The organism is Bradyrhizobium sp. USDA 4510 (assembly GCF_054059095.1).
In genome coordinates, this window is sequence record NZ_JBSSBT010000001.1 from 2,579,860 (window position 1) to 2,598,260 (window position 18,401).

The window sequence follows — 18,401 nt, forward strand, 5'->3', positions numbered from 1 at the left end:
GTCAGGCATTTTCATTGGTTGTGGAGGGAGAGGGACATGACTGAGACAAAGAACAATACGGCATCCGGCCGGCTCAATCGGCGCACGCTCTTGAAAGCGGCCGGTGCCACCGGTCTGGCATCGGCGATGAACGTGCCGCTGGTCAATGTCGCGCGGGCTGCCGGCAACACCATCAAGATCGGCTGGGTCGGCTGCCTCTCCGGCGTCCGCGCGCAGTTCGCCGAGCCCGATCCCTGGATCCATGAGCGCATCAAGGCGCGGCTGAAGGATGGTCTGAAGATCGGCGGCAAGACCTATCAGGTCGAGCTGGTGTTCAAGGACAATCAATCCGATCCGAACCGCTCGTCGGTGATCGCGAGCGAGCTGGTGCTGCGTGAGAAGTGCGACCTGATCCTGATCGAGGACGGCGACGCCCAGCCGCCGGTGCAGGAGCTCGCCGACGCCCGCGGCATTCCCACCATCTCGACCATGGTGCCGTGGCAGGGCTGGATGTTCCCGCGCAAGTCGACGCCGGACAAGGGTTTTCCCTACAGCTACCATTTCTTCTGGGGCGCCGACGACGTTGCGAAAAATTTCTTGGGCATGTGGCAGTCGGTCGACACCAACAAGAAGGTCGGCACGCTCTACATCGACAACCCGCCGGGCCAGGCGTTCTCCGATCCGAAGCTCGGCCTGCCGGCGGGCATCTCGGGAGCGGGCTATCAGGAGTTCTCGGCCGGCAAATTCCAGATCGCGACCGACGACTTCACCAACCAGATCGCGCTGTTCAAGAACAACGGCGTCGACATCGTCTCCGGCTTCACCTTCAGCAATCACTGGGTGACGCTGTGGAATCAGGCGGCGCAGGCCGGTTTCAAGCCGCAGATCTGCACGGTGGCGGCGGCCTTCCTGTTCCCGGCTGCGGTGAATGCGCTCGGCGATCGCGGCGACGGCATGTCGACCGAGGTGTGGTGGACGCCGGCCTATCCGTTCAAGTCCTCGCTGACCGGGCAGAGCGCTGGCGAGCTCGCCGCGGAGTGGGAGAAGACGACAGGCAAGCAGTGGACCCAGCCGATCGGCTACGCCCATGCGCTGTGGGAGGTCGGGCTCGCGGCGTTGCAGAACAGCGATCCCAAGGACAAGAACTCATTGCGAGATGCGATCGCCGGCCTCGACATGGAGACCGTGGTCGGCCGGGTCAAGTTCAAGGACAGCCCGATCAAGAACGTCGCGGTGACCTCGCTGTCGGGCGGGCAATGGCGCAAGGCCAAGGGCGGCAAGTCGAAATACGAGCTCCTGATCGTGCACAACGGAACGGCACCGTTCATCCCGAAGCAGGCCGATCTCCAGCTGCTCTCCAAGCTGGCCTGAGATGGCACCGCTTCTGCGCGTCAGCGGGCTGTCCAAGCGCTTCGGCGAGATCGTGGTCGCCGACAATGTCAGCTTCGCGCTGGCGCGCGGCGAGTGCCTCGGCGTGATCGGCCCGAACGGCGCCGGCAAGAGTTCGCTGCTCAACCTGATCGTCGGCCTGCTCACGGCCGACGGCGGCTCGATCATGCTCGACGACAGGGAGATATCAGGCCTGCCGCCGCACCGCCGGGCGCGGATGGGGCTCGGGCGAGCGTTCCAGATTCCGCAGCCGTTCCCGCATCTGTCGGTCTATGAGAACGCGCTGGTCGCGGCATCCTACGGCGCCGGCCTCACCGGCGAGGCGGCATCGAGCTGGACCATGGAGGTGCTGCAGCGCACCGGGCTCGACGCCAAGGCGGACAAGCTCGCCGGCGCATTGCCGCTGATCGACCGCAAGCGGCTGGAATTCGCCAAGGCGCTGGCCTCGAAGCCGAAACTGATCCTGCTCGACGAGATCGCGGCCGGTCTCACGGAGCCCGAGGTCGAGCGCCTCGTTGCCATCATCCAGTCGGTGAAGGCCGACCATGCCACGATCTGGATCGAGCACATTCCGCACGCGCTGCGCGCGGTGTCGGATCGCATCCTGGTGCTCGACTTCGGCCGCAAGGTGCTGGAGGGACCGCCGGCCGAGGTCATGGACAGCGCCGTGGTGCGCGAGATCTACATGGGATTGAAGGCCGATGGCGTTGCTTAATGTGAACGGCCTGCAAATCTTCTACGGCGACCTGCAAGCCGTGTTCGACATGAACTTCACCGTCGCGGACGGCGAGGCGGTGGCGCTGGTCGGCGCCAACGGCGCCGGCAAGTCGACGTTCCTGAAGGCGCTGGTCGGTCTCAACGAGGAGCGGCGCGGGGCCGTGCAGTTCGACGGCATCGATATCTCGCAGATGCCGGCCGAAGATGTGTCGCGGCTCGGCCTCATCATGGTGCCCGAGGGCCGCCTGCTGTTCGACTCGCTGACGATCGAGGAGAACCTCTTGATGGGCAGCGTCAATCGGCGCAAAGGCAGCTGGACCCTGCGGCGGGTGTTCGACCTGTTCCCGATCCTCGAGGAGCGGCGGCGGATGTTTCCCGGCCAGCTCTCCGGCGGCCAGCAACAAATGGCGGCGATCGGCCGCGCGCTGATGTCGAACCCGCGGCTCCTGCTGTGCGACGAGATCTCGCTCGGGCTCGCGCCGGTCGTAGTCGAGCAGATCTACCGCTCCTTTGCCGACATCCGCCGCGAGGGCACCGCGGTCGTGCTGGTCGAGCAGGACGTCAAGCGTGCGCTCGCGACCTCGGAGCGGATCTATTGCCTGTTGAAGGGGCGGGTGTCGCTGACCGGCCCGGCGCAAGGGTTGCAGCCGGAGCAGCTAACGCACGCCTATTTCGGTAACTAGCCAGGATTGGCACGACATGATCTGGGTTGAGACATTGATCAACGGGGCTCTGCTCGGCGGGCTCTATGGGCTGCTCGGCATCGGGCTCGCGCTGGTGTTCGGCGTGATGCGCGTCGTCAATATCGCCCATGGCGAGTTCATGGTGCTGAGCGCGTTCTGCGCCGTGCTGCTGGCCAACCTGTTTCCGCAGGTCTCGCCCCTCTTGATGCTGATCCCAGTGATCGCGCTGTCCTTTGCGGTCGGATGGCTCTACCAGGCCGCCATCGTCAACCGGGTGGTGACCTCGCCCGATCCGCTATCGCCGCTGCTGCTGACCTTCGGCGTTTCTGTCATTCTGCGTAACGTGATGGTCGAGGTGTTCGGCGCCGACGTGCGCAGCCTCCAGGTCGGCGAGCTCTCGCGCGCCAGCCTCGAGATCGCGGGCCTCAATATCGGCATCATGCCGCTGCTGACACTGGTGCTGGCCGCGCTGCTGTTCATGGCGCTGCAGCTCGTGTTGCGTCATACCGAGTTCGGCCGGATCGTGCGCGCCACCGCCGACCGCCGCGATATCGTTCGGCTGTCCGGCGTCAAGCCGGACCGGGTCTATAACTATGTCATGGGCCTGTCGCTCGCGCTCGGCGCGATCGGCGGCGTGCTGCTGGCGGTGCGCTCGAGCTTCACGCCGTTCTCGGGTGCCGAGCGGCTCCTGATCGCGTTCGAGGTCGTGGTGCTGGGCGGGCTCGGCTCGTTCTGGGGCGCGCTGCTCGGCGGCATCGCGCTCGGCATGGCGCAATTGATCGGGCTGAAAATCGATCCGAATGCCGGGCTGCTCTATGCGCACCTCCTGTTCTTCATCATGCTGCTGATCCGCCCGTCGGGTCTCGTGTCGAGCAGGGTGTGATGCCGATGCCGACACGTACCATTCTTGCGGCCTCTGCCATCGTGCTCGTCGCGGTGATTGCCGGCGCGCCCTTCGTGCTGAACGAGGGATTCCTGCGGCTCGCGACCGAGTGCCTACTCTTGCTGACGATGGCGCAGATGTGGAACCTGCTGGCGGGTTATGCCGGGCTGGTCTCGCTTGGCCACCAGGTCTTCATCGCCTTCGGCGCTTATGCGCTGTTCCTGACCTCGGGCTGGCTCGAGGTTACGCCGATCTGGGTGCTGCCGGTCGCGCCGCTGGTGGCGGGCGCCGTTGCAGCGATCATCGCCTTTCCGCTGTTTCGGCTTCGCGACGCCTATTTCTCGATTGCGATCTGGGTGTTCGCCGAGATCATCGGCGCGTTTACGATGAAGTCGCAGGCCGTCGGCGGCACGTCGGGCGTGCCGCTCGCGACCAGCAAGCTGATCGATTTCGACTGGTTCGAGCCGACGATGTTCTGGCTCGCCGGCGGCCTGACGCTCGTGACCATCGCGGCGCTGTACAGGATGATGACGTCGAGCTTCGGGCTCGGGCTGATGAGCGTGCGCGACAATGATCTTGCCGCGATGAGCGTCGGCGTTGACGTCCGGCACAATCGTTTCGTCGCCTTCGTGCTCTCGGCGGCGGGATGCGGGCTAGCCGGCGCGCTCAGCTTCATGGGCAATCTGTTCATCGCGCCGCTGGCGGCCTTCGACGTCAACTGGTCCGTCTACATGATGTTCATCGTGATCATCGGCGGTATCGGAACCCTGGAAGGCCCTATCCTCGGCGTCATCATCTTCTTCGGCCTGCGTGAGCTGATGACCGGCCCACTCGGCCTGTCCGGCGGCTGGTATCTGGTGGGGCTCGGCATCATCGCCGTCGTGGTGATGATCGTGGCGCCGCGCGGCCTCTGGCCGGCCTTGCGCGATCGCTTCGGCGTGCGGCTGCTCGATGTACACCGCGCCGCGCCACGCCCGGCCGCCGCCGCGATCCTGCCGGCGGCGTCGGAACAGGTTACCGGATGAAGAAGCGGGCCTTCACGTCGCCACCGTTGCTTGTATTCTGACAGTTCTGGCTTTGAGTGGAGGGCGGAATGGCTCTGATATCCCGGCATGGCGTGTGGGCAGTGGCCGGTCTGATGGTCGCGACATTGGCGGCGCCGCTGCCGGCGCAGGCCGAGCGGCGGATGTGGCCGCAAGCGGCCGCAACGCACCCGATGGACGGGCTCACCACCGACGAAATCCGCTCGGTCTCCGATATCCTGCGCGGCGCCGGCAAGCTCGACGATTCGGCGCGGGTCGTCTCGATGTCGGTCGAGGAGGATCCCAAGGACGAGGTACGGGCGTGGAAGCCCGGACAGCCCTTCACGCGGCGGGCCAGCGCGACGCTGCTGAGCGGCGCGCATCTCTACGAGGCCCATGTCGATCTCGCCGCGCGCAGCCTGCTCGGCTGGCAGGAAGTCAGGGATCACGAGGCTGCGCTGACCATCGATGAGCTGATCTCCGCCGGCGACCTGCCGAAGCAGGACCCGCGCTGGATCGCCGCGATGGCCAAGCGCGGCATCACCGATTTCCGCAACGTCATGTGTCTGCCGCTGACGGTCGGTCCGGTGAGCGACCCGGTCCTGAAAGGCCGCCGCCTGCTCAACGTTCCCTGTGTCGACACCACGGGCGCCGCCAACAATCTCTGGGGCAAGCCGATCGAGAACCTGTTCGCTCAGGTCGATCTCAAGAGCAAAACGGTGCTGTCGGTGACCGATCTCGGCGTGGTGCCGCCACCGCCGCAGACGCCCTCGCACGCCTATGCCGACTCCGGAACATATCGCAAGCCACCGAAGCCGATCGAAATCACCGCGCCTGAAGGCAGCAACGTGAAGGTGGAGGGCGGCCAGGTCCACTGGGACAACTGGTTGTTCCATGTCCGTCTCGAGCCGCGCGTCGGCGCCGTGCTGTCGCTGATCCGCTACGACGACCACGGCACGCTTCGCGACATCGCCTACCAGATTTCGGCGAGCGAGATGTTCGTGCCCTATATGGATCCGGCGCCGACCTGGTCGTTCCGCGCCTATATGGACATCGGTGAGTATGGCTTTGGCGTGCTCTCCAGCGAATTGCAGCGCGGCGCGGATTGTCCCGAAGGCGCGCATTATCTCGACCTGACGATCTCGGATACCAAGGGTGCGCCGGTCGTTTCCAAGGGCGCGGTCTGCATCTTCGAGCGCCCGACCGGCGATCCGATCTGGCGCCACAGCGAGCTGATCAACAACACCGCCGAGGTGCGGCCGAACAACGAGCTGGTGGTGCGGATGGCGCCGGTGGTCGGCAATTACGACTATCTGGTGGACTACGTGTTCGACCGTGCCGGCAATATCGATGTGCGGCTCGGTGCCTACGGCATCGATGCGACCAAGGGCGTCGCGAGCAAGACACTGAGCGACCCGACGGCGGCGCAAGATACCGCCTTTGGGACGCTGGTCGACGAACGGCTGCTCGCGGTCAATCACGATCACTACATGACGTTCCGGATCGACATGGACGTCGACGGCACCTCGAACCGGCTGGTCGAGGATCGCTTCAATGTCCGCAGGCTGGAGCAGGGTCAGCGCAAGAGCCTCTGGCAGGTCGACACCAGGCCGGTTGCGACCGAAGGGCCGATCACCATGCCGCTGAACGCGGCACAGTTCAGGATCGAGAGCACAGGCAAGACCAACAGCCGCGGCTATCGCACGAGCTATCAGCTGATGCCCGGTCACTCCGACGTCTCGCTGCTCGCCAAGGACGATCCGATCCAGCTGCGCGCGGGTTTCAGCGCCTACACGCTATGGACCTCGGCCTACGCCAAGGACGAGCGCTACGCCGCGGGCATGTATCCGAACGGAAACCCCGAGGTCGACGGCCTGCCGAAATGGACGGCGGCGAAGCGGCCGATCGAGGACCGCGACCTCGTGCTGTGGTACACGGTCGGCTTCCGCCACGTGCCGCGCGCCGAGGATTGGCCGGTTATGCCCGGCCTGTGGCATGGCTTCCGGCTGCGTCCGTTCAACTTCTTCGATCGCAATCCCGCGCTCGACGTGCCGCCGATGGTGAATGCCAGGGAGACGAAATGAGCGGCCGCGCGCATCGCATCGGAGCGGTGGCCGGCGCGCTGCTGGCGCTATTGGCGACCGGACCGGTCGCGCGTGGCGTGGCGGCTGAAAGCAGCGTTGACGATGCGTCCTTGCTCTATCTGAGCAGCAACGATTGGGAGCGCCAATCCGAGCCGCGCAAGGTCGCGCTGGCGGCCGATTTCATGCGCATCTTCTGCACCGACCAGAGTATGTCGGCCGCGTCGCTGGCCGATTGCCTCGACCGCGACAAGGCGGATGGCGCGCTGTTTGAGCGCGCCATGGCTTGCGTCAGCGTGCTGTCAACCGGCCGCTGAGAGGCCGGCGTCGATTCCTTCGGCGATCCGCCGCACGTCGGCCGACGTCAGGATCAGGGGCGGGGACAGGATCAGGTTGTTGCCGGAGACGCGCAGCATCACCCCGGCCTCGTAGGCCGCATCGGCGACCTTCGCCATCGTCTTCTTGTCGGCGGCCTTCTTGCTGTCGCGATCGGCGACCAGCTCGAGTGCGGCCATCAAACCCTTGCCTCTGACGTCGCCGACCAGCGCGTGCTTCGCCTTGAGCGCGGCAAGTGCCCGCGCAAGGTCCTCGCCGCGTGCGGCGGCATTCTCGTCCAGCTTGAGGCGGCGGGTCTCGGCGAGCGCCGCAAGGCCCGCGGCGCAGCCGACCGGATGGCCGGAATAGGTGTAGCCGTGGCCGATCGAGCCGAACGTGGTCGTGTCGGCCTCGAAAGCTTCCGCAACCTGCTCGCCGATCAGCGTCGCGCCGAGTGGGAAATAGCCCGAGGTGATCGCCTTGGCCATCGTCATCATGTCGGGTTTCACGCCCCAGAGCCGCGAACCCGACCATGCGCCGGTGCGCCCGAAACCGGTGACGACCTCGTCCGCGATCATCAGGATGCCGTGACGGTTGCAGATCTCACGGGCCAGCTTCATGAAGCTGTCCGGCGGCACGATCACGCCGCCGGCCCCGAGCACCGGCTCCATGATGAGGGCCGCGATGGTGTCGGCGCCCTGGAACGCGATCTCCTCTTCCATCGTCGCCCCGCACAGCTGCGCGAGTTTTGCGGGATCGGTCTCGTTGAAGGGATTGCGATAGGTCGACGGCGCGGGGATATGGAACACGCCGGGCAGCATCGGCTCGTAGTTGCGGCGGAAATTGGCGTTGCCGTTGACGGAGGCACCGCCGAAATGGGTGCCGTGATAGCCCTTCTTCAACGCCAGGAACTTGGTGCGATCAGCCTGGCCCTTGATCTTCCAGTATTGCCGCGCGAGCCGTAGCGCGGTCTCGACTGAGTCCGATCCGCCCGAGGTGAAGAAAGCGCGCACCATGCCTTCCGGCTTGAACCATTCGGTGAGCTCGTAGGCGAGCTCGATCGAGGGGCCGGATGAGGTGCCGCGGAAGCCCGAATAATACGGCAGCGCGCTGAGCTGGTCCGCGATCGCCTGCTTGATCGGATCGCAGCTGTAGCCGAGATTGACATTCCACAATCCACCGACCGCATCGATCACGGTCTTGCCGTCGATATCGGTGACTTCGACGCCTTCGCCCTTCATCACGATCCGCGGCGGCTGCGCCCGCATCTCGGCGGGATGAGCCATCGGGTGCCAGATCGGCTTGGCGTTGTTCTCAACCAGGAAGTTTCTGTCGCGCATGATCGTTCCCTGTCCGGTTGGAGCCTTTTTCGTTCCGATGGAATCGGGACCGAGCTCCAGATTCTGGTCTTGACGCGTTTTCTTCACGCGAACCGGTACCCGCTTCGCTCGAAAGCGCTTTAGTCGAACTGCAGCCCGAAATGCCGCAGCGCCTCGCTGTAGGACGTGGCAGGATTGCGCACATCGAACAGCACCGTGCGCATGTTGCATGCGGCGGCGCCTGCGATGTTGCGGCGCTGGTCGTCGACGAAGACGCAATTGTCTGCCTCCAGCGCCAGTTCGTCCAGCACGCTTTGATAAGCGCGGGGGTCGGGCTTCAGGATGCCGGTATGCGTGGCATCGACGATGGTATCGAAGCGCTTGAGGATGGAGAGGCGGCTGCGGAAATCGGTGCCGTAAAACAGGTCGAGCTCGTTCGAGAGGATAGCGAGCCGGAACCCGGCATCGGCGGCGAGGGTGATCGCGCGCGCTGCCTCAGGGCGGATCACGGTGTCGGGATCGGCGCCGCGCGCGCGTTTCACGAAGGTCTCCATGTCGCGCCAGTCCTCGCCGACCAAGCGCCCGACCTCGCGGCTGCGGGTCAGCCAGTAGTCGCGTTCCGAAATCTCGCCGAGCTGCATGCTCGTCCAGAGCGGATCGCTGTCGGGCGCGAACGGTCCGAGCCATTTCAGTGTGCAGGGGGCGAGTCCGAGCGTGCGCTCGGTCAGGTCGTGGGTCTCGAACAATGTCTTCGAGATTACCCCGCCGAAGTCGAGCACCAGCGCCTGGGCAAGCGGCCTCCTCATGCGGCAACCGTGGTGCGGCCGCGAGGAACAATGCCGGCAGCGACCCATCGGTCGAAGACGCCGAGCACCGTTTCGTTGAATGCGGCGCTGTTGATGTGATCCGTGATCTCGTGCAGCTCGACCGGCGCCTTGATCGCCGATCGCATGGCGTCGACGAAGGCGGCGAGAGCGTCAGGATCGTGCAACGCTTCGCCTTCGCGATCCCATTGCTGGATGCCGCCGGCGGGCAGCACGAAGGCAACGGGAGCGTTGGCCTGGGACAGTTTCCCGGCAATCGCGCGGGCGATCCGTTGGCGATCGGTGGATCCCGACGTTGCCGACGCAAGCAGCCGGTTATGCGCGTGGAATGGACGATCCGACAGCTCGCTCGGAACCCCAAGCCATGCCGGGAAGTCGACCATGTCGATCGCCCCCGGCGCGACGATCTGTGGAATGCCGGCTCTGCCCGCATTCTCCAGCCTGTCAGCGCCGGAATTGACCACCGAGCCGGTGAGCTGGTTGGCGACCTCCTGCAGGCTGAGGTCCAGCACCGCGGCAAAGCCGCCTTGCGCGGCGATCGATTCCATCGCGCGGCCGCCCATGCCGGTGGTGTGGAAGACGACCACCTCGTAGCCGCGCCGCTCGAGCTGCGGCTTGAGCTCGACCATATAGCGTAGGCAGCTCTTGCCGAGCGAGGTGATCGCAACGACCGGCCGGTCTTTGCGCGGCCTGATTGCGCTTCTGGCGGCGCCGACGATCGCGCCGCAGGCTTGCGACAGCACGGCGGTGCAGGTGCCGTTGAGGCCGTAGAGACCGCCGGCCCATAGGATCATCATCAGATCGGCGGCGACGCGCTCGGGCGGGATCAGATGTGAGAAGGCGACGGTCGAGACGATCAGCTTCGGCAGGCCGAGCGGCAGCGCCTGCGCGACGTCGAGCGCAAGGTCGGTGCCCATCGTGCCACCGATCGCGATCACGCCGTCGATGGTATCGCGCTCCGCGAGCGCGCGCGCCAGATTGGCGGCGCCAACCGCCATCAGTGACATCGCGGAATTCTCGTCGCCGCTCGATGCGATCGCCTCGATCGTGGTCTGTGCGGCGGCCGCCACCGCGTGCTTGTCATGTGCCGCCTGGTACGGCGGATCGCCGAGCACGCTGATGTCCATCATGATGGTTCGGCCACCGGCGCGGGCGATGCACTCGCTCATGAACAGCAGTTCGTCGGCCTTGGTGTCTCCCGTTCCGATCAGGAGAATGCGGGGCTGCGTCATCTCAGGCATGACCTTCGGCTCGCCGGCAGGCGTAAGGGATGGTGACAACCGGTTTGGATAACGCAGGCGGAGCGCTCGGCCATCGTGCGATCACGCTATTGGGGCGTGCCTTGCCGTGACATCCACCTATCGGTTGATTGCTGCCAAAGCCTTGATTTGGCGAGGATTGCGCGGTGCCAGCGGTCTCGCTCGGAAGCCGCTTTTGTCATCGTCATAATTGTCTCGCATGCAGCAAGCCCAGATCGATCGACTACGCGCGGCCATCATTCCGGCCCAGCAGCTCTTCATCGGCGGCCGGCCGACACCGGCGATCAGCGAGGCACGGCTTGATGTCGTGTCGCCGATCGACGGCAAGGTATTGACCAGCATAGCTGACGGCGACGTGGCCGATGTCGACGCCGCGGTCAGACATGCGCGGCAGGCATTCGATCAGGGCAGCTGGTCGCGCGCCGCGCCGGCGCAACGCAAGAAAGTGTTGCTTCGGTTCGCCGATCTCATCGAGCGGCACGCGCTCGAGATTGCGGTGCTCGGCGTGCGCGACAACGGCACCGAGATCAGCATGGCCTACAAGGCCGAGCCGCTCTCGGCCGCCGGCACCATCCGGTACTACGCCGAGGCGATCGACAAGGTCTATGGCGAGATCGCGCCGACCTCAGGCGATGTGCTCGGGCTCGTGCATCGCGAGCCGCTTGGTGTCGTCGGCGTGATCGTGCCGTGGAATTTCCCGCTGATGATCGGAGCGTGGAAGATCGGCCCGGCGCTCGCCGCCGGAAATTCGGTCGTGGTCAAGCCGCCGGAGCTTGCCTCGCTGACGCTGTTGCGGTTTGCCGAGCTCGCGACCGAGGCGGGGTTGCCCGACGGCGTGCTCAACGTCGTCACCGGCCGCGGCGCATCGGCCGGCGAGGCGCTTGCGCTGCACATGGATGTCGATGTGCTTGCCTTCACCGGCTCGGGTGCGGTGGGCCGTCGTCTCCTGGAATGCTCGGCGCGATCGAACTTGAAGCGCGTCCATCTGGAGCTTGGCGGCAAGTCGCCCAACATCGTGTTCGCCGATGTGCCTGACATCAAGCATGCGGCCAAGGTCTCCGCGAGCGGGATCTTCCGAAACTCCGGCCAGGTCTGCGTGGCCGGATCGCGGCTCTTGGTGCAGTCCTCGATCTATGATCGCTTCATGGCCGAACTGCGCGACGCCACCGCGAAGCTCCGCGTCGGCGATCCCCTCGAACTGACCTCGGATATCGGCGCCATCGCGAGCAAGCCGCAGTTGCGCAAGAACCTGGATGCCGTTGCCGGCGCGGAAGCGCAGGGCGCGACGCGGCTGATCGGCGGCGAGCAGATCCGCGTCGAGAGCGGCGGCAATTTCATGGCGCCCGCGATCCTCACCGACGTGACGCCGTCGATGCAGGTCTGGCGCGATGAGGTGTTCGGCCCGGTGCTGGCAGTGACGCGGTTCGAGGGCGAGGAAGATGCCACAGCGCTCGCCAATGCGACCCCCTATGGACTTGCGTCGGCGGTGTGGACCGCAAGTCTGTCGACGGCGCATCGTATGGTGCGCGCCATCAAGGCCGGCGTCGTGCACGTCAACGCCTATGGCGGCGCCAACATCACGGTGCCGCTCGGCGGCTTCAAGCAATCCGGCTTCGGACGCGACAAGTCACTGCACGCCCTCGACGCCTATACCGACCTCAAGACCGCCTGGATCGCGCTATGACAGCTGCAACTGCCGAACGCACGGGCGTTCTGAACCGATTGCTCGATGCCGAGCAGGAGCGCTTTCGCGCGCTGCACCCGCGCTCGGCCGCGGCCTGGCAGGAGGGAAGGCAGCATTATCTTTATGGCGGCCCGTCGCACTGGATGCGGCGCTGGGCCGGCGGCTTCCCTGTCTATGCCGAGGAGGCGCAGGGCGCGCATATCAGGGATATCGACGGACGCGACTACATCGATTTCTGCCTTGGCGACACCGGCGGCATGTGTGGGCACGCGCCCGAGGCGGTGACCGAGGCGGCGCTCGCTCAGCTCAAGCGTGGCGCGACCATGATGCTGCCGACGGAAGACAGTATCTGGGTCGGCGCCGAGCTGTCGCGGCGCTTCGGCCCGAAATACTGGACGCTGACGACGTCGGCGACCGACGCCAACCGTGCCGCGATCCGCATCTCGCGTATGATCACCGGCCGGCGCAAGGTGCTGGTGTTCTCCGGCTGCTATCATGGCGGCGTCGAGGAGGCGCATGTCGAGATCCGCGACGGCCGGGTCGGCCTGCGCAACATGATCCATCCCAACGGCATCGATCATGATGCCGTGAGCCGGGTCGTTGAATTCAACGATGTTGCGGGCCTCGAGGCGGCGCTTGCGCATGGCGACGTCGCCTGCGTGCTGACCGAGCCGCTGATGACGAATTTCGGCATGATCCCGGTCGATCCCGGTTTTCACCATGCGTTGCGTGACCTGACCCGCCGCGCCGGCACCGTCCTCATCATCGACGAGACCCACACACTGTCCTGCGGACCGGGCGGCTACACGAGGAGCCATGGACTTGAGTCCGACATCTTCGTCGCGGGCAAGGCGATCGCGGGCGGCATCCCTGCCGGCGTGTTCGGGCTCAGCCAGGAGATCGTCGAGCGGCTCTGGAAACTCGTTCCCCACGTCAATCCGCGCGAGCGGCAGTCGGCGCATCTCGGCTTCGGCGGCACGCTCGCCGGCAACGCGCTGACGGTCGCGACCATGCGCGCGGTGCTGGAGAAGGTGCTGACCTCTGCGAATTACGAGCGGATGATCGGAACCGCGACCTGGCTCGCGCAGGAAGCGCGCCGCCTGATCGCGGCGGCCGGTCTGCCCTGGCACGTGACGCAGATCGGCGCGCGCGCCGAGATCATGTTCATGCCGCACCCGCCACGCAACGGCGCCGACGTCATTGCCGGCCGGCAACCCGATCTCGAGACCCTGCTGCATGCCTTCTACATCAACGAGGGCATTCTGGTGACCCCGTTCCACACCATGCTGCTGATGTGTCCGGCGACGTCCGCGCGCGACGTCGACACGCACACGGCGGTGTTGGCGCGGTTCATCGACTTGCTGCGCGGCGCGGGAGCGATTTGATGCAGGCGCCTCCGTTCAATCTTGGCGGCCGCATCGCCATCGTCACCGGCGGGGGCAGGGGGATCGGCGCCGCCATCGTGAGACGGCTCGCGCAGGCGGGCGCGACCGTGGTGATCGCCAACCGGACTCTTGATGTGGCCGAGGCGTTGGCGCGCGAATTCGTGGCCGATGGACGGGCGGCGCATTGCGTTCCGTTCGACAGGCTCGATCGCGGCAGCTTGCGGGCGATGATCGACGGTGTCGTCGCCAAATTCGGCCGGCTCGATATCGTCGTGCACAATGCCGGCGGTTGCCCGTGGTCCTCGCTTGAGGAGCTCGATGAAGCGAAGCTCGAGGATACGCTGGCGCTGAACCTCAACGCCAGCATCTGGCTCGCGCAGGCCGCAATTCCGCACATGCGTGCCGTCAGGTTCGGGCGCATCCTCGTGACATCCTCGGTCTCCGCGCGCGTCGCGATGGGCGGCGGCGCGCATTACTCGGCGGCGAAAGCCGGCGTCAACGCATTCATCCGCGGCGTCGCCTTCGAGCTCGCGCGCGACGGCATCACGGTCAACGGCGTCGAGGCCGGCTTCATCGAAAAGCCGGGCCGCGGCACCATGAGCGCGCCGGAGAACAAGGCGAAGCTCGAGCGCTTCATTCCGATGGGGCACATGGGCAGCGCCGACGACATCGCTTGCGCGATGCTCTACCTCGCCTCCACCGAGGCCAAATACGTCACCGGGCAGACCATCGTCGTCGACGGCGGCTCGACGCTGCCGGAGACCGGATTTGCCGTCGAGCGGCAGTGGGGAGTCTAGACGAGCATGATCTTCTCGGAAAACCGGTTTCCACTTTTCCGGATCATGCCCTGATGCCGCGGCTCGACGGAAAGACGGCGCTGGTGACCGGCGCAGCCACGGGGATCGGCCGGGCGACGGCGGCGCTGCTGGCGTTGAGCGGCGCGCGCGTCGTGCTGTTCGGCCTCGGCGACGCCGAGCTGCAGGCCGCAGCAGTGGAGTGCGGCGGGCAGGCGGTCCATGGCGACGTCACGCGTCCGGACGACATTGCCAACGCCGTCGCCGCCTGCGGGGCGTGGCTCGACATCGTGGTCAACGCCGCCGGCCTGATCGTGCCGGATCAGCCCGCCAGCGTCTCCGACGAGGTCTGGGCCAGGACGCTCGATGTCAACCTCACGGGGACCATGCGTGTCTGTCGCGCGTCCCTGCCGCTGCTCCGGCAGCGCGGCGGCGCGATCGTGAACGTCGCCTCGGTTGCCGCGTTCAATGCCAGCCCGGACAGCGCAAGCTACGCCGCCAGCAAGGCGGCCGTCGTCGCCTATACGCGCTCGCTGGCCTATGCGCACGGCGCCGACGGCATCCGCGCCAATGCGGTGGCGCCGGGTTGGGTGCGCACGCCGATGAGCGCCCATGAAATGCAGCTGCTTGCGGACCAGAACGGCACCACGGTCAATGCCGAGATTCGCGGCGTCGAACGACGCATTGCCCTGGGACGGATGGCCGAGCCCGCCGAGATCGCCGCGTGCTGCCTGTTTCTGGCCTCCGACGAGGCGTCCTTCGTGACCGGCGCGGTGCTGGTCGCCGACGGCGGCGGCCGCGCGCCGACGCAGAATCGCGCGGTGTAGGCGGCCGGTTGGCGTCTCGGGCAGGCGGCCGGCACCTTGATAACGACCGGCGGATTTGGCACTCTCGTGCGGTCACGTCATTCGATCGAGGGGCGTTATGAACAAGTCATTTTCCGTGATCATTGCCGCGGCCGCTTCAATCGTCGTTCTGTCTTCGACGGCGGCGCGATGCGGCGACTACTATCCGTTTGGCGATCCGCCGTATCGGCTGGACTACGTGCAAGAGCCCCAGATCGTATCGGGCTGCTGGAAATGGAATTGGCAGCTGTACCAGTGGCAGGACTACTGCCCGGTCTACGTCAATCCGAAGGCGTATATGTTCTCGCGCTCGTCGCGCGTCGTGCTCCGCACCAAGGGGTGAGGAGAGTTCGGCTGCTTGAGGTGCTCTGCGTCACGCCCATTGCAGCGACGCAGAGCGCGCCCTCATGAATGCGCGATGGTGCACGCCACCTGGTGGCGCTTGCCGAAGTTGAGCAGCGCGTTTTCCCGGAAGCCGTCCAGCCAGACGCCGCGGCCCGCATAGCGATAGCCGACGCCCATCGGAACGTGCCGCACATGGATGCCGCCACGGCCGGTGAGCAGGGAGGCCGTGACCACTTCGCCCTCGACCGACACAGCGCGCGGGCACAGCGGATATTGATGGCCGTTCTCGCAGGTGAAGACGATCTCGGTGCAGGTGCCGACCGGTGCTTTTGTGACCAGGCCAAGGTCCGCTGCCGCCGCCGGCCCGGAGTTGCCGAACAACGTTGCACCCAACGCCAAAATGCCTGCGACCGTGTAGCCAAACCGAATACGCATCAGTGCCCCCTCGTCCAGCGATAGGCTAAGTAATTGAAGAAAATATCTCGCGCTAAATGAGCAAAAAAAACCTCTGAGGTCAAACCTCTCTGCCCAATGCGGTGCGGGGGAGATCGGCCGGCGCCATCGCGAATGGCGTGTCAGGTGTTGCAAGTTTGCTGCAGTAAGTCTGAATTCGGCTGCAAGCTGCCCGGTAGCGTTAATGCGCCTTTACTGGCCACAATTCGCCCTGCAAGTGGTGTGATGTATTGAGTCGTGTTCCGGAGATTGCTTCAATGCGCTGACCGGATCGCATCACGAACGCATTCGGGCGGACATCGGGGGTGGGAATGGACTTCCGTGGTGGCATTGCACGTTCGCTACTGACCCTGATGATTGTCTCATTGCCTGCGCTGGCAGCTCATGCACAGACTCAGGCTCCTCAACCGGCGAACGGCCGGGCAGCGGCGGCGCAGCCGGCTCAGGGCGATCAAGCCTTTTCTGGCCCGAGCTTCCGCAAAGGTCTGTGGCGCTTCGTGCGAACGCTCGATGTGGTCAGGACGGCCAACAAGAACTTCAAGTATCGGATGGTCAACGCTGAGACGACGCGCTGCGTCGACCCGACCCACGCCATGAAGGCGACCTTTGCCTCGGGATCGATCGGAAGCTGCGTCTCGGACAAGCCGGAGAAGGTCGGTAATCAATACACCTTCGGACACCGCTGCGATTACATGGGGACGGTCAGCACCGTCATCACCGTGCGCAGCGACGAGGCCTATACCGAGCTGAACGAGATCAGCACCGGAGAGCATCCCCGGACCGACACGGTCGTCGCGACAAGGATCGGCGACTGCGACGACGGTAGCGCGGCCAAGATTGAGGCCAAGTCCGAGGCCAAGACTGACAAGTCCGCTGCGGCGGCTTTGCAGCACTAGCTGGCAATCAAACGGCAGTGGCGGCGGACGAGGCGTCCATTTGTCCCCGACGACGCAGACGCTGCGCTTCCTTTCGCGCCGAAGCTGCCCGGCCTGAAGCAACCGGGCATTCACCGTGTTTGGCGCAAGAGCTCGTGAGAGCGTCGAGGAAAGGCCAAGCATTTACGGGGTCTTAACACGAAATGCTCCTGAATGATGTGAGGTTGGACGTGCTTCAAGCGAAGTCACGCGATCCGCGTCAATCGGCCGGTTAGGGATTCAATAAATGACATCGCGTGAGGGCTTCGCCCCGTCGAAGATCTTCGCATCCGCGCTTGGCGTCGTGACCGCGCTTTCCGTGTTCGCGCTCGCCTCCCCGAGCGCCATGGCGGAGGAGGGATTCAGCGGGCCGACCTTCCGAAAGGGAATGTGGCGCTTCGTGCGGACGCTGGAAATCGCCACGTCCTCGAACGTCCGGCAAACGCTGCTCGAGCGCGAAATGACGCGCTGTGTCGATCCAACCCAGGCGATGAAGGCGACCTTCTCATCTCCGTCCGTTGGAAATTGCCACTCTTCGCGGCCGGAGAAGATCAACAACAAATACGTCTTCTCCAACCGCTGCGACTATCTCGGGCCGGTCAGCACCGTCATCACGGTTCTCAGCGACGAGGCCTATACCGAGGTCAACAAGACCAATGTTGGTCAGGCGCCGCGGACCGACCGGGTGGTTGCCCGCCGAATCAGCGATTGCCACGAGGATAGAGCTTCGCTCAGGCAGCCGGCCTCCGCACCGAGCGAGGTGTCGTTGCAGCTGGACGAAGCCGAGGGCGAGCCGCTGTAAGGCGATTGGTCGGCGCGCGGGCCTCAGATCGCCGGCAACACCCATCAGATCTTCTGCTGCCCGCCTGGTGCACTCACCTTGACGGTGATCTTCTGAATTTCGGTTCGACCGCCCTGGTACTTGACCTCGATGGTCAGCGCGTCATCGCCGAGAAATTCCGGCGGCGCCTTGTAGAAGGCGACATAGGCCGGCACCTCGAGCGCCAAACAGGCCTTGTAATTGGTGGCCTTCGCCTTCGCCGACTTCACCACAACCTTTCCGGCAGCCGGCGCGGCGACCAGGCGGATGGTCGGCAGCGGGCCCGACGTGCAATCAGGTAACACGTTGAGATAGAGGCCAATCTGGGTGTCCCGGTTGGCCAGGGCGCGAACCTGGCGCTCGATCGTGGTCTCCTGGGGGACAGGTTGTGCGGGGGCTTGCGCGGCCGCCGCGCCGAAACATCCCCAAATCAGGACAGCGGCACACGCCTGAAGAATCACCCGCATCGACTGCTGCTCCAAATCGCCGGGAAGGACGAACGGGGCCGGGGAAATACTGCCTTTGGCCAAGTTAATCCGGCTAAGCCGTTGTTCTTTCAGCTTCGACCTGTCCGATCTTTACCACACTTCCACGGAAAGCATTGATTAACCAAATACATTTCTTGACCGCGGGGAGGGTTAACAATAGCCTAAAACTAAATTTTTCTACAACTTTTCCTCTAATCGCATT

The 18,401-nt window shown here is 65.2% G+C and carries 19 protein-coding genes; 14 read left to right on the forward strand and 5 right to left on the reverse strand.

Annotated features, from left to right (window positions below; all coding sequences use genetic code 11):
- Positions 1-36 precede the first annotated feature (36 nt).
- The 7 genes from ACVMDN_RS11395 to ACVMDN_RS11425 all read left to right on the forward strand — a co-directional run bounded on the left by ACVMDN_RS11395 (position 37) and on the right by ACVMDN_RS11425 (position 7,071).
- Positions 37-1,350, forward strand: a complete 1,314-nt coding sequence (locus tag ACVMDN_RS11395; RefSeq protein WP_310884971.1) for an ABC transporter substrate-binding protein — start codon at positions 37-39, stop codon at positions 1,348-1,350.
- Between the two features lies 1 nt (position 1,351).
- On the forward strand, positions 1,352-2,083 hold the full coding sequence (locus ACVMDN_RS11400) for an ABC transporter ATP-binding protein (protein ID WP_076826160.1): 732 nt from the start codon (positions 1,352-1,354) through the stop codon (positions 2,081-2,083).
- A complete protein-coding gene (locus tag ACVMDN_RS11405) occupies positions 2,070-2,768 on the forward strand; it encodes an ABC transporter ATP-binding protein (RefSeq protein ID WP_076826162.1) in 699 nt (232 codons plus the stop codon). The genes ACVMDN_RS11400 and ACVMDN_RS11405 overlap by 14 nt, the downstream gene beginning before the upstream one ends.
- A 16-nt stretch (positions 2,769-2,784) precedes the next feature.
- Entirely contained in the window at positions 2,785-3,651 is an 867-nt protein-coding gene (locus tag ACVMDN_RS11410) for a branched-chain amino acid ABC transporter permease (protein WP_057017060.1), read from the forward strand.
- Between the two features lie 5 nt (positions 3,652-3,656).
- Complete coding sequence (locus ACVMDN_RS11415) at positions 3,657-4,676, forward strand: branched-chain amino acid ABC transporter permease (protein ID WP_076826677.1); 1,020 nt, start codon at positions 3,657-3,659, stop codon at positions 4,674-4,676.
- Positions 4,677-4,744: 68 nt separating this feature from the next.
- Positions 4,745-6,757, forward strand: coding sequence for a copper amine oxidase (locus ACVMDN_RS11420; protein ID WP_083714929.1), 2,013 nt, complete (start codon positions 4,745-4,747; stop codon positions 6,755-6,757).
- A complete protein-coding gene (locus ACVMDN_RS11425) occupies positions 6,754-7,071 on the forward strand; it encodes a hypothetical protein (protein ID WP_076826167.1) in 318 nt (105 codons plus the stop codon). Before ACVMDN_RS11420 ends, ACVMDN_RS11425 begins: the two co-directional genes overlap by 4 nt.
- Here ACVMDN_RS11425 and ACVMDN_RS11430 read toward each other — a convergent pair.
- From ACVMDN_RS11430 to ACVMDN_RS11440, 3 genes are all read right to left on the reverse strand, one after another.
- On the reverse strand, positions 7,057-8,409 hold the full coding sequence (locus ACVMDN_RS11430) for an aminotransferase class III-fold pyridoxal phosphate-dependent enzyme (RefSeq protein WP_076826168.1): 1,353 nt from the start codon (positions 8,407-8,409) through the stop codon (positions 7,057-7,059). The genes ACVMDN_RS11425 and ACVMDN_RS11430 overlap by 15 nt on opposite strands.
- A gap of 119 nt (positions 8,410-8,528) precedes the next feature.
- Complete coding sequence (locus ACVMDN_RS11435; RefSeq protein WP_456835211.1) at positions 8,529-9,194, reverse strand: HAD family hydrolase; 666 nt, start codon at positions 9,192-9,194, stop codon at positions 8,529-8,531.
- Positions 9,191-10,453 carry a Tm-1-like ATP-binding domain-containing protein gene (locus ACVMDN_RS11440; protein ID WP_076826172.1) on the reverse strand — a complete coding sequence of 421 codons (1,263 nt, stop codon included), beginning with the start codon at positions 10,451-10,453 and terminating at the stop codon, positions 9,191-9,193. Before ACVMDN_RS11440 ends, ACVMDN_RS11435 begins: the two co-directional genes overlap by 4 nt.
- A 217-nt stretch (positions 10,454-10,670) precedes the next feature.
- On the opposite strand from ACVMDN_RS11440, the gene ACVMDN_RS11445 reads away from it, so the two are divergent.
- The 5 genes from ACVMDN_RS11445 to ACVMDN_RS11465 all read left to right on the forward strand — a co-directional run bounded on the left by ACVMDN_RS11445 (position 10,671) and on the right by ACVMDN_RS11465 (position 15,522).
- On the forward strand, positions 10,671-12,155 hold the full coding sequence (locus ACVMDN_RS11445; RefSeq protein ID WP_456814237.1) for an aldehyde dehydrogenase: 1,485 nt from the start codon (positions 10,671-10,673) through the stop codon (positions 12,153-12,155).
- On the forward strand, positions 12,152-13,540 hold the full coding sequence (locus ACVMDN_RS11450; RefSeq protein ID WP_456814238.1) for a transaminase: 1,389 nt from the start codon (positions 12,152-12,154) through the stop codon (positions 13,538-13,540). Before ACVMDN_RS11445 ends, ACVMDN_RS11450 begins: the two co-directional genes overlap by 4 nt.
- On the forward strand, positions 13,540-14,337 hold the full coding sequence (locus ACVMDN_RS11455; protein ID WP_456835210.1) for an SDR family oxidoreductase: 798 nt from the start codon (positions 13,540-13,542) through the stop codon (positions 14,335-14,337). The genes ACVMDN_RS11450 and ACVMDN_RS11455 overlap by 1 nt, the downstream gene beginning before the upstream one ends.
- A gap of 53 nt (positions 14,338-14,390) precedes the next feature.
- Positions 14,391-15,161, forward strand: a complete 771-nt coding sequence (locus ACVMDN_RS11460; RefSeq protein ID WP_076826180.1) for an SDR family NAD(P)-dependent oxidoreductase — start codon at positions 14,391-14,393, stop codon at positions 15,159-15,161.
- A 97-nt stretch (positions 15,162-15,258) separates the two neighbouring features.
- Entirely contained in the window at positions 15,259-15,522 is a 264-nt protein-coding gene (locus tag ACVMDN_RS11465) for a hypothetical protein (protein WP_076826182.1), read from the forward strand.
- Between the two features lie 62 nt (positions 15,523-15,584).
- Here ACVMDN_RS11465 and ACVMDN_RS11470 read toward each other — a convergent pair whose 3' ends face one another.
- Positions 15,585-15,959 carry a hypothetical protein gene (locus tag ACVMDN_RS11470; RefSeq protein ID WP_016845748.1) on the reverse strand — a complete coding sequence of 125 codons (375 nt, stop codon included), beginning with the start codon at positions 15,957-15,959 and terminating at the stop codon, positions 15,585-15,587.
- A gap of 329 nt (positions 15,960-16,288) precedes the next feature.
- On the opposite strand from ACVMDN_RS11470, the gene ACVMDN_RS11475 reads away from it, so the two are divergent.
- A complete protein-coding gene (locus tag ACVMDN_RS11475; RefSeq protein WP_158074169.1) occupies positions 16,289-16,873 on the forward strand; it encodes a DUF3617 family protein in 585 nt (194 codons plus the stop codon).
- 265 nt (positions 16,874-17,138) lie between these two features.
- Complete coding sequence (locus tag ACVMDN_RS11480; protein ID WP_076826186.1) at positions 17,139-17,693, forward strand: DUF3617 domain-containing protein; 555 nt, start codon at positions 17,139-17,141, stop codon at positions 17,691-17,693.
- A 44-nt stretch (positions 17,694-17,737) separates the two neighbouring features.
- On the opposite strand, the gene ACVMDN_RS11485 is transcribed toward ACVMDN_RS11480, so the two are convergent.
- Positions 17,738-18,241 carry a hypothetical protein gene (locus ACVMDN_RS11485; protein ID WP_244558723.1) on the reverse strand — a complete coding sequence of 168 codons (504 nt, stop codon included), beginning with the start codon at positions 18,239-18,241 and terminating at the stop codon, positions 17,738-17,740.
- Positions 18,242-18,401: the final 160 nt, after the last annotated feature.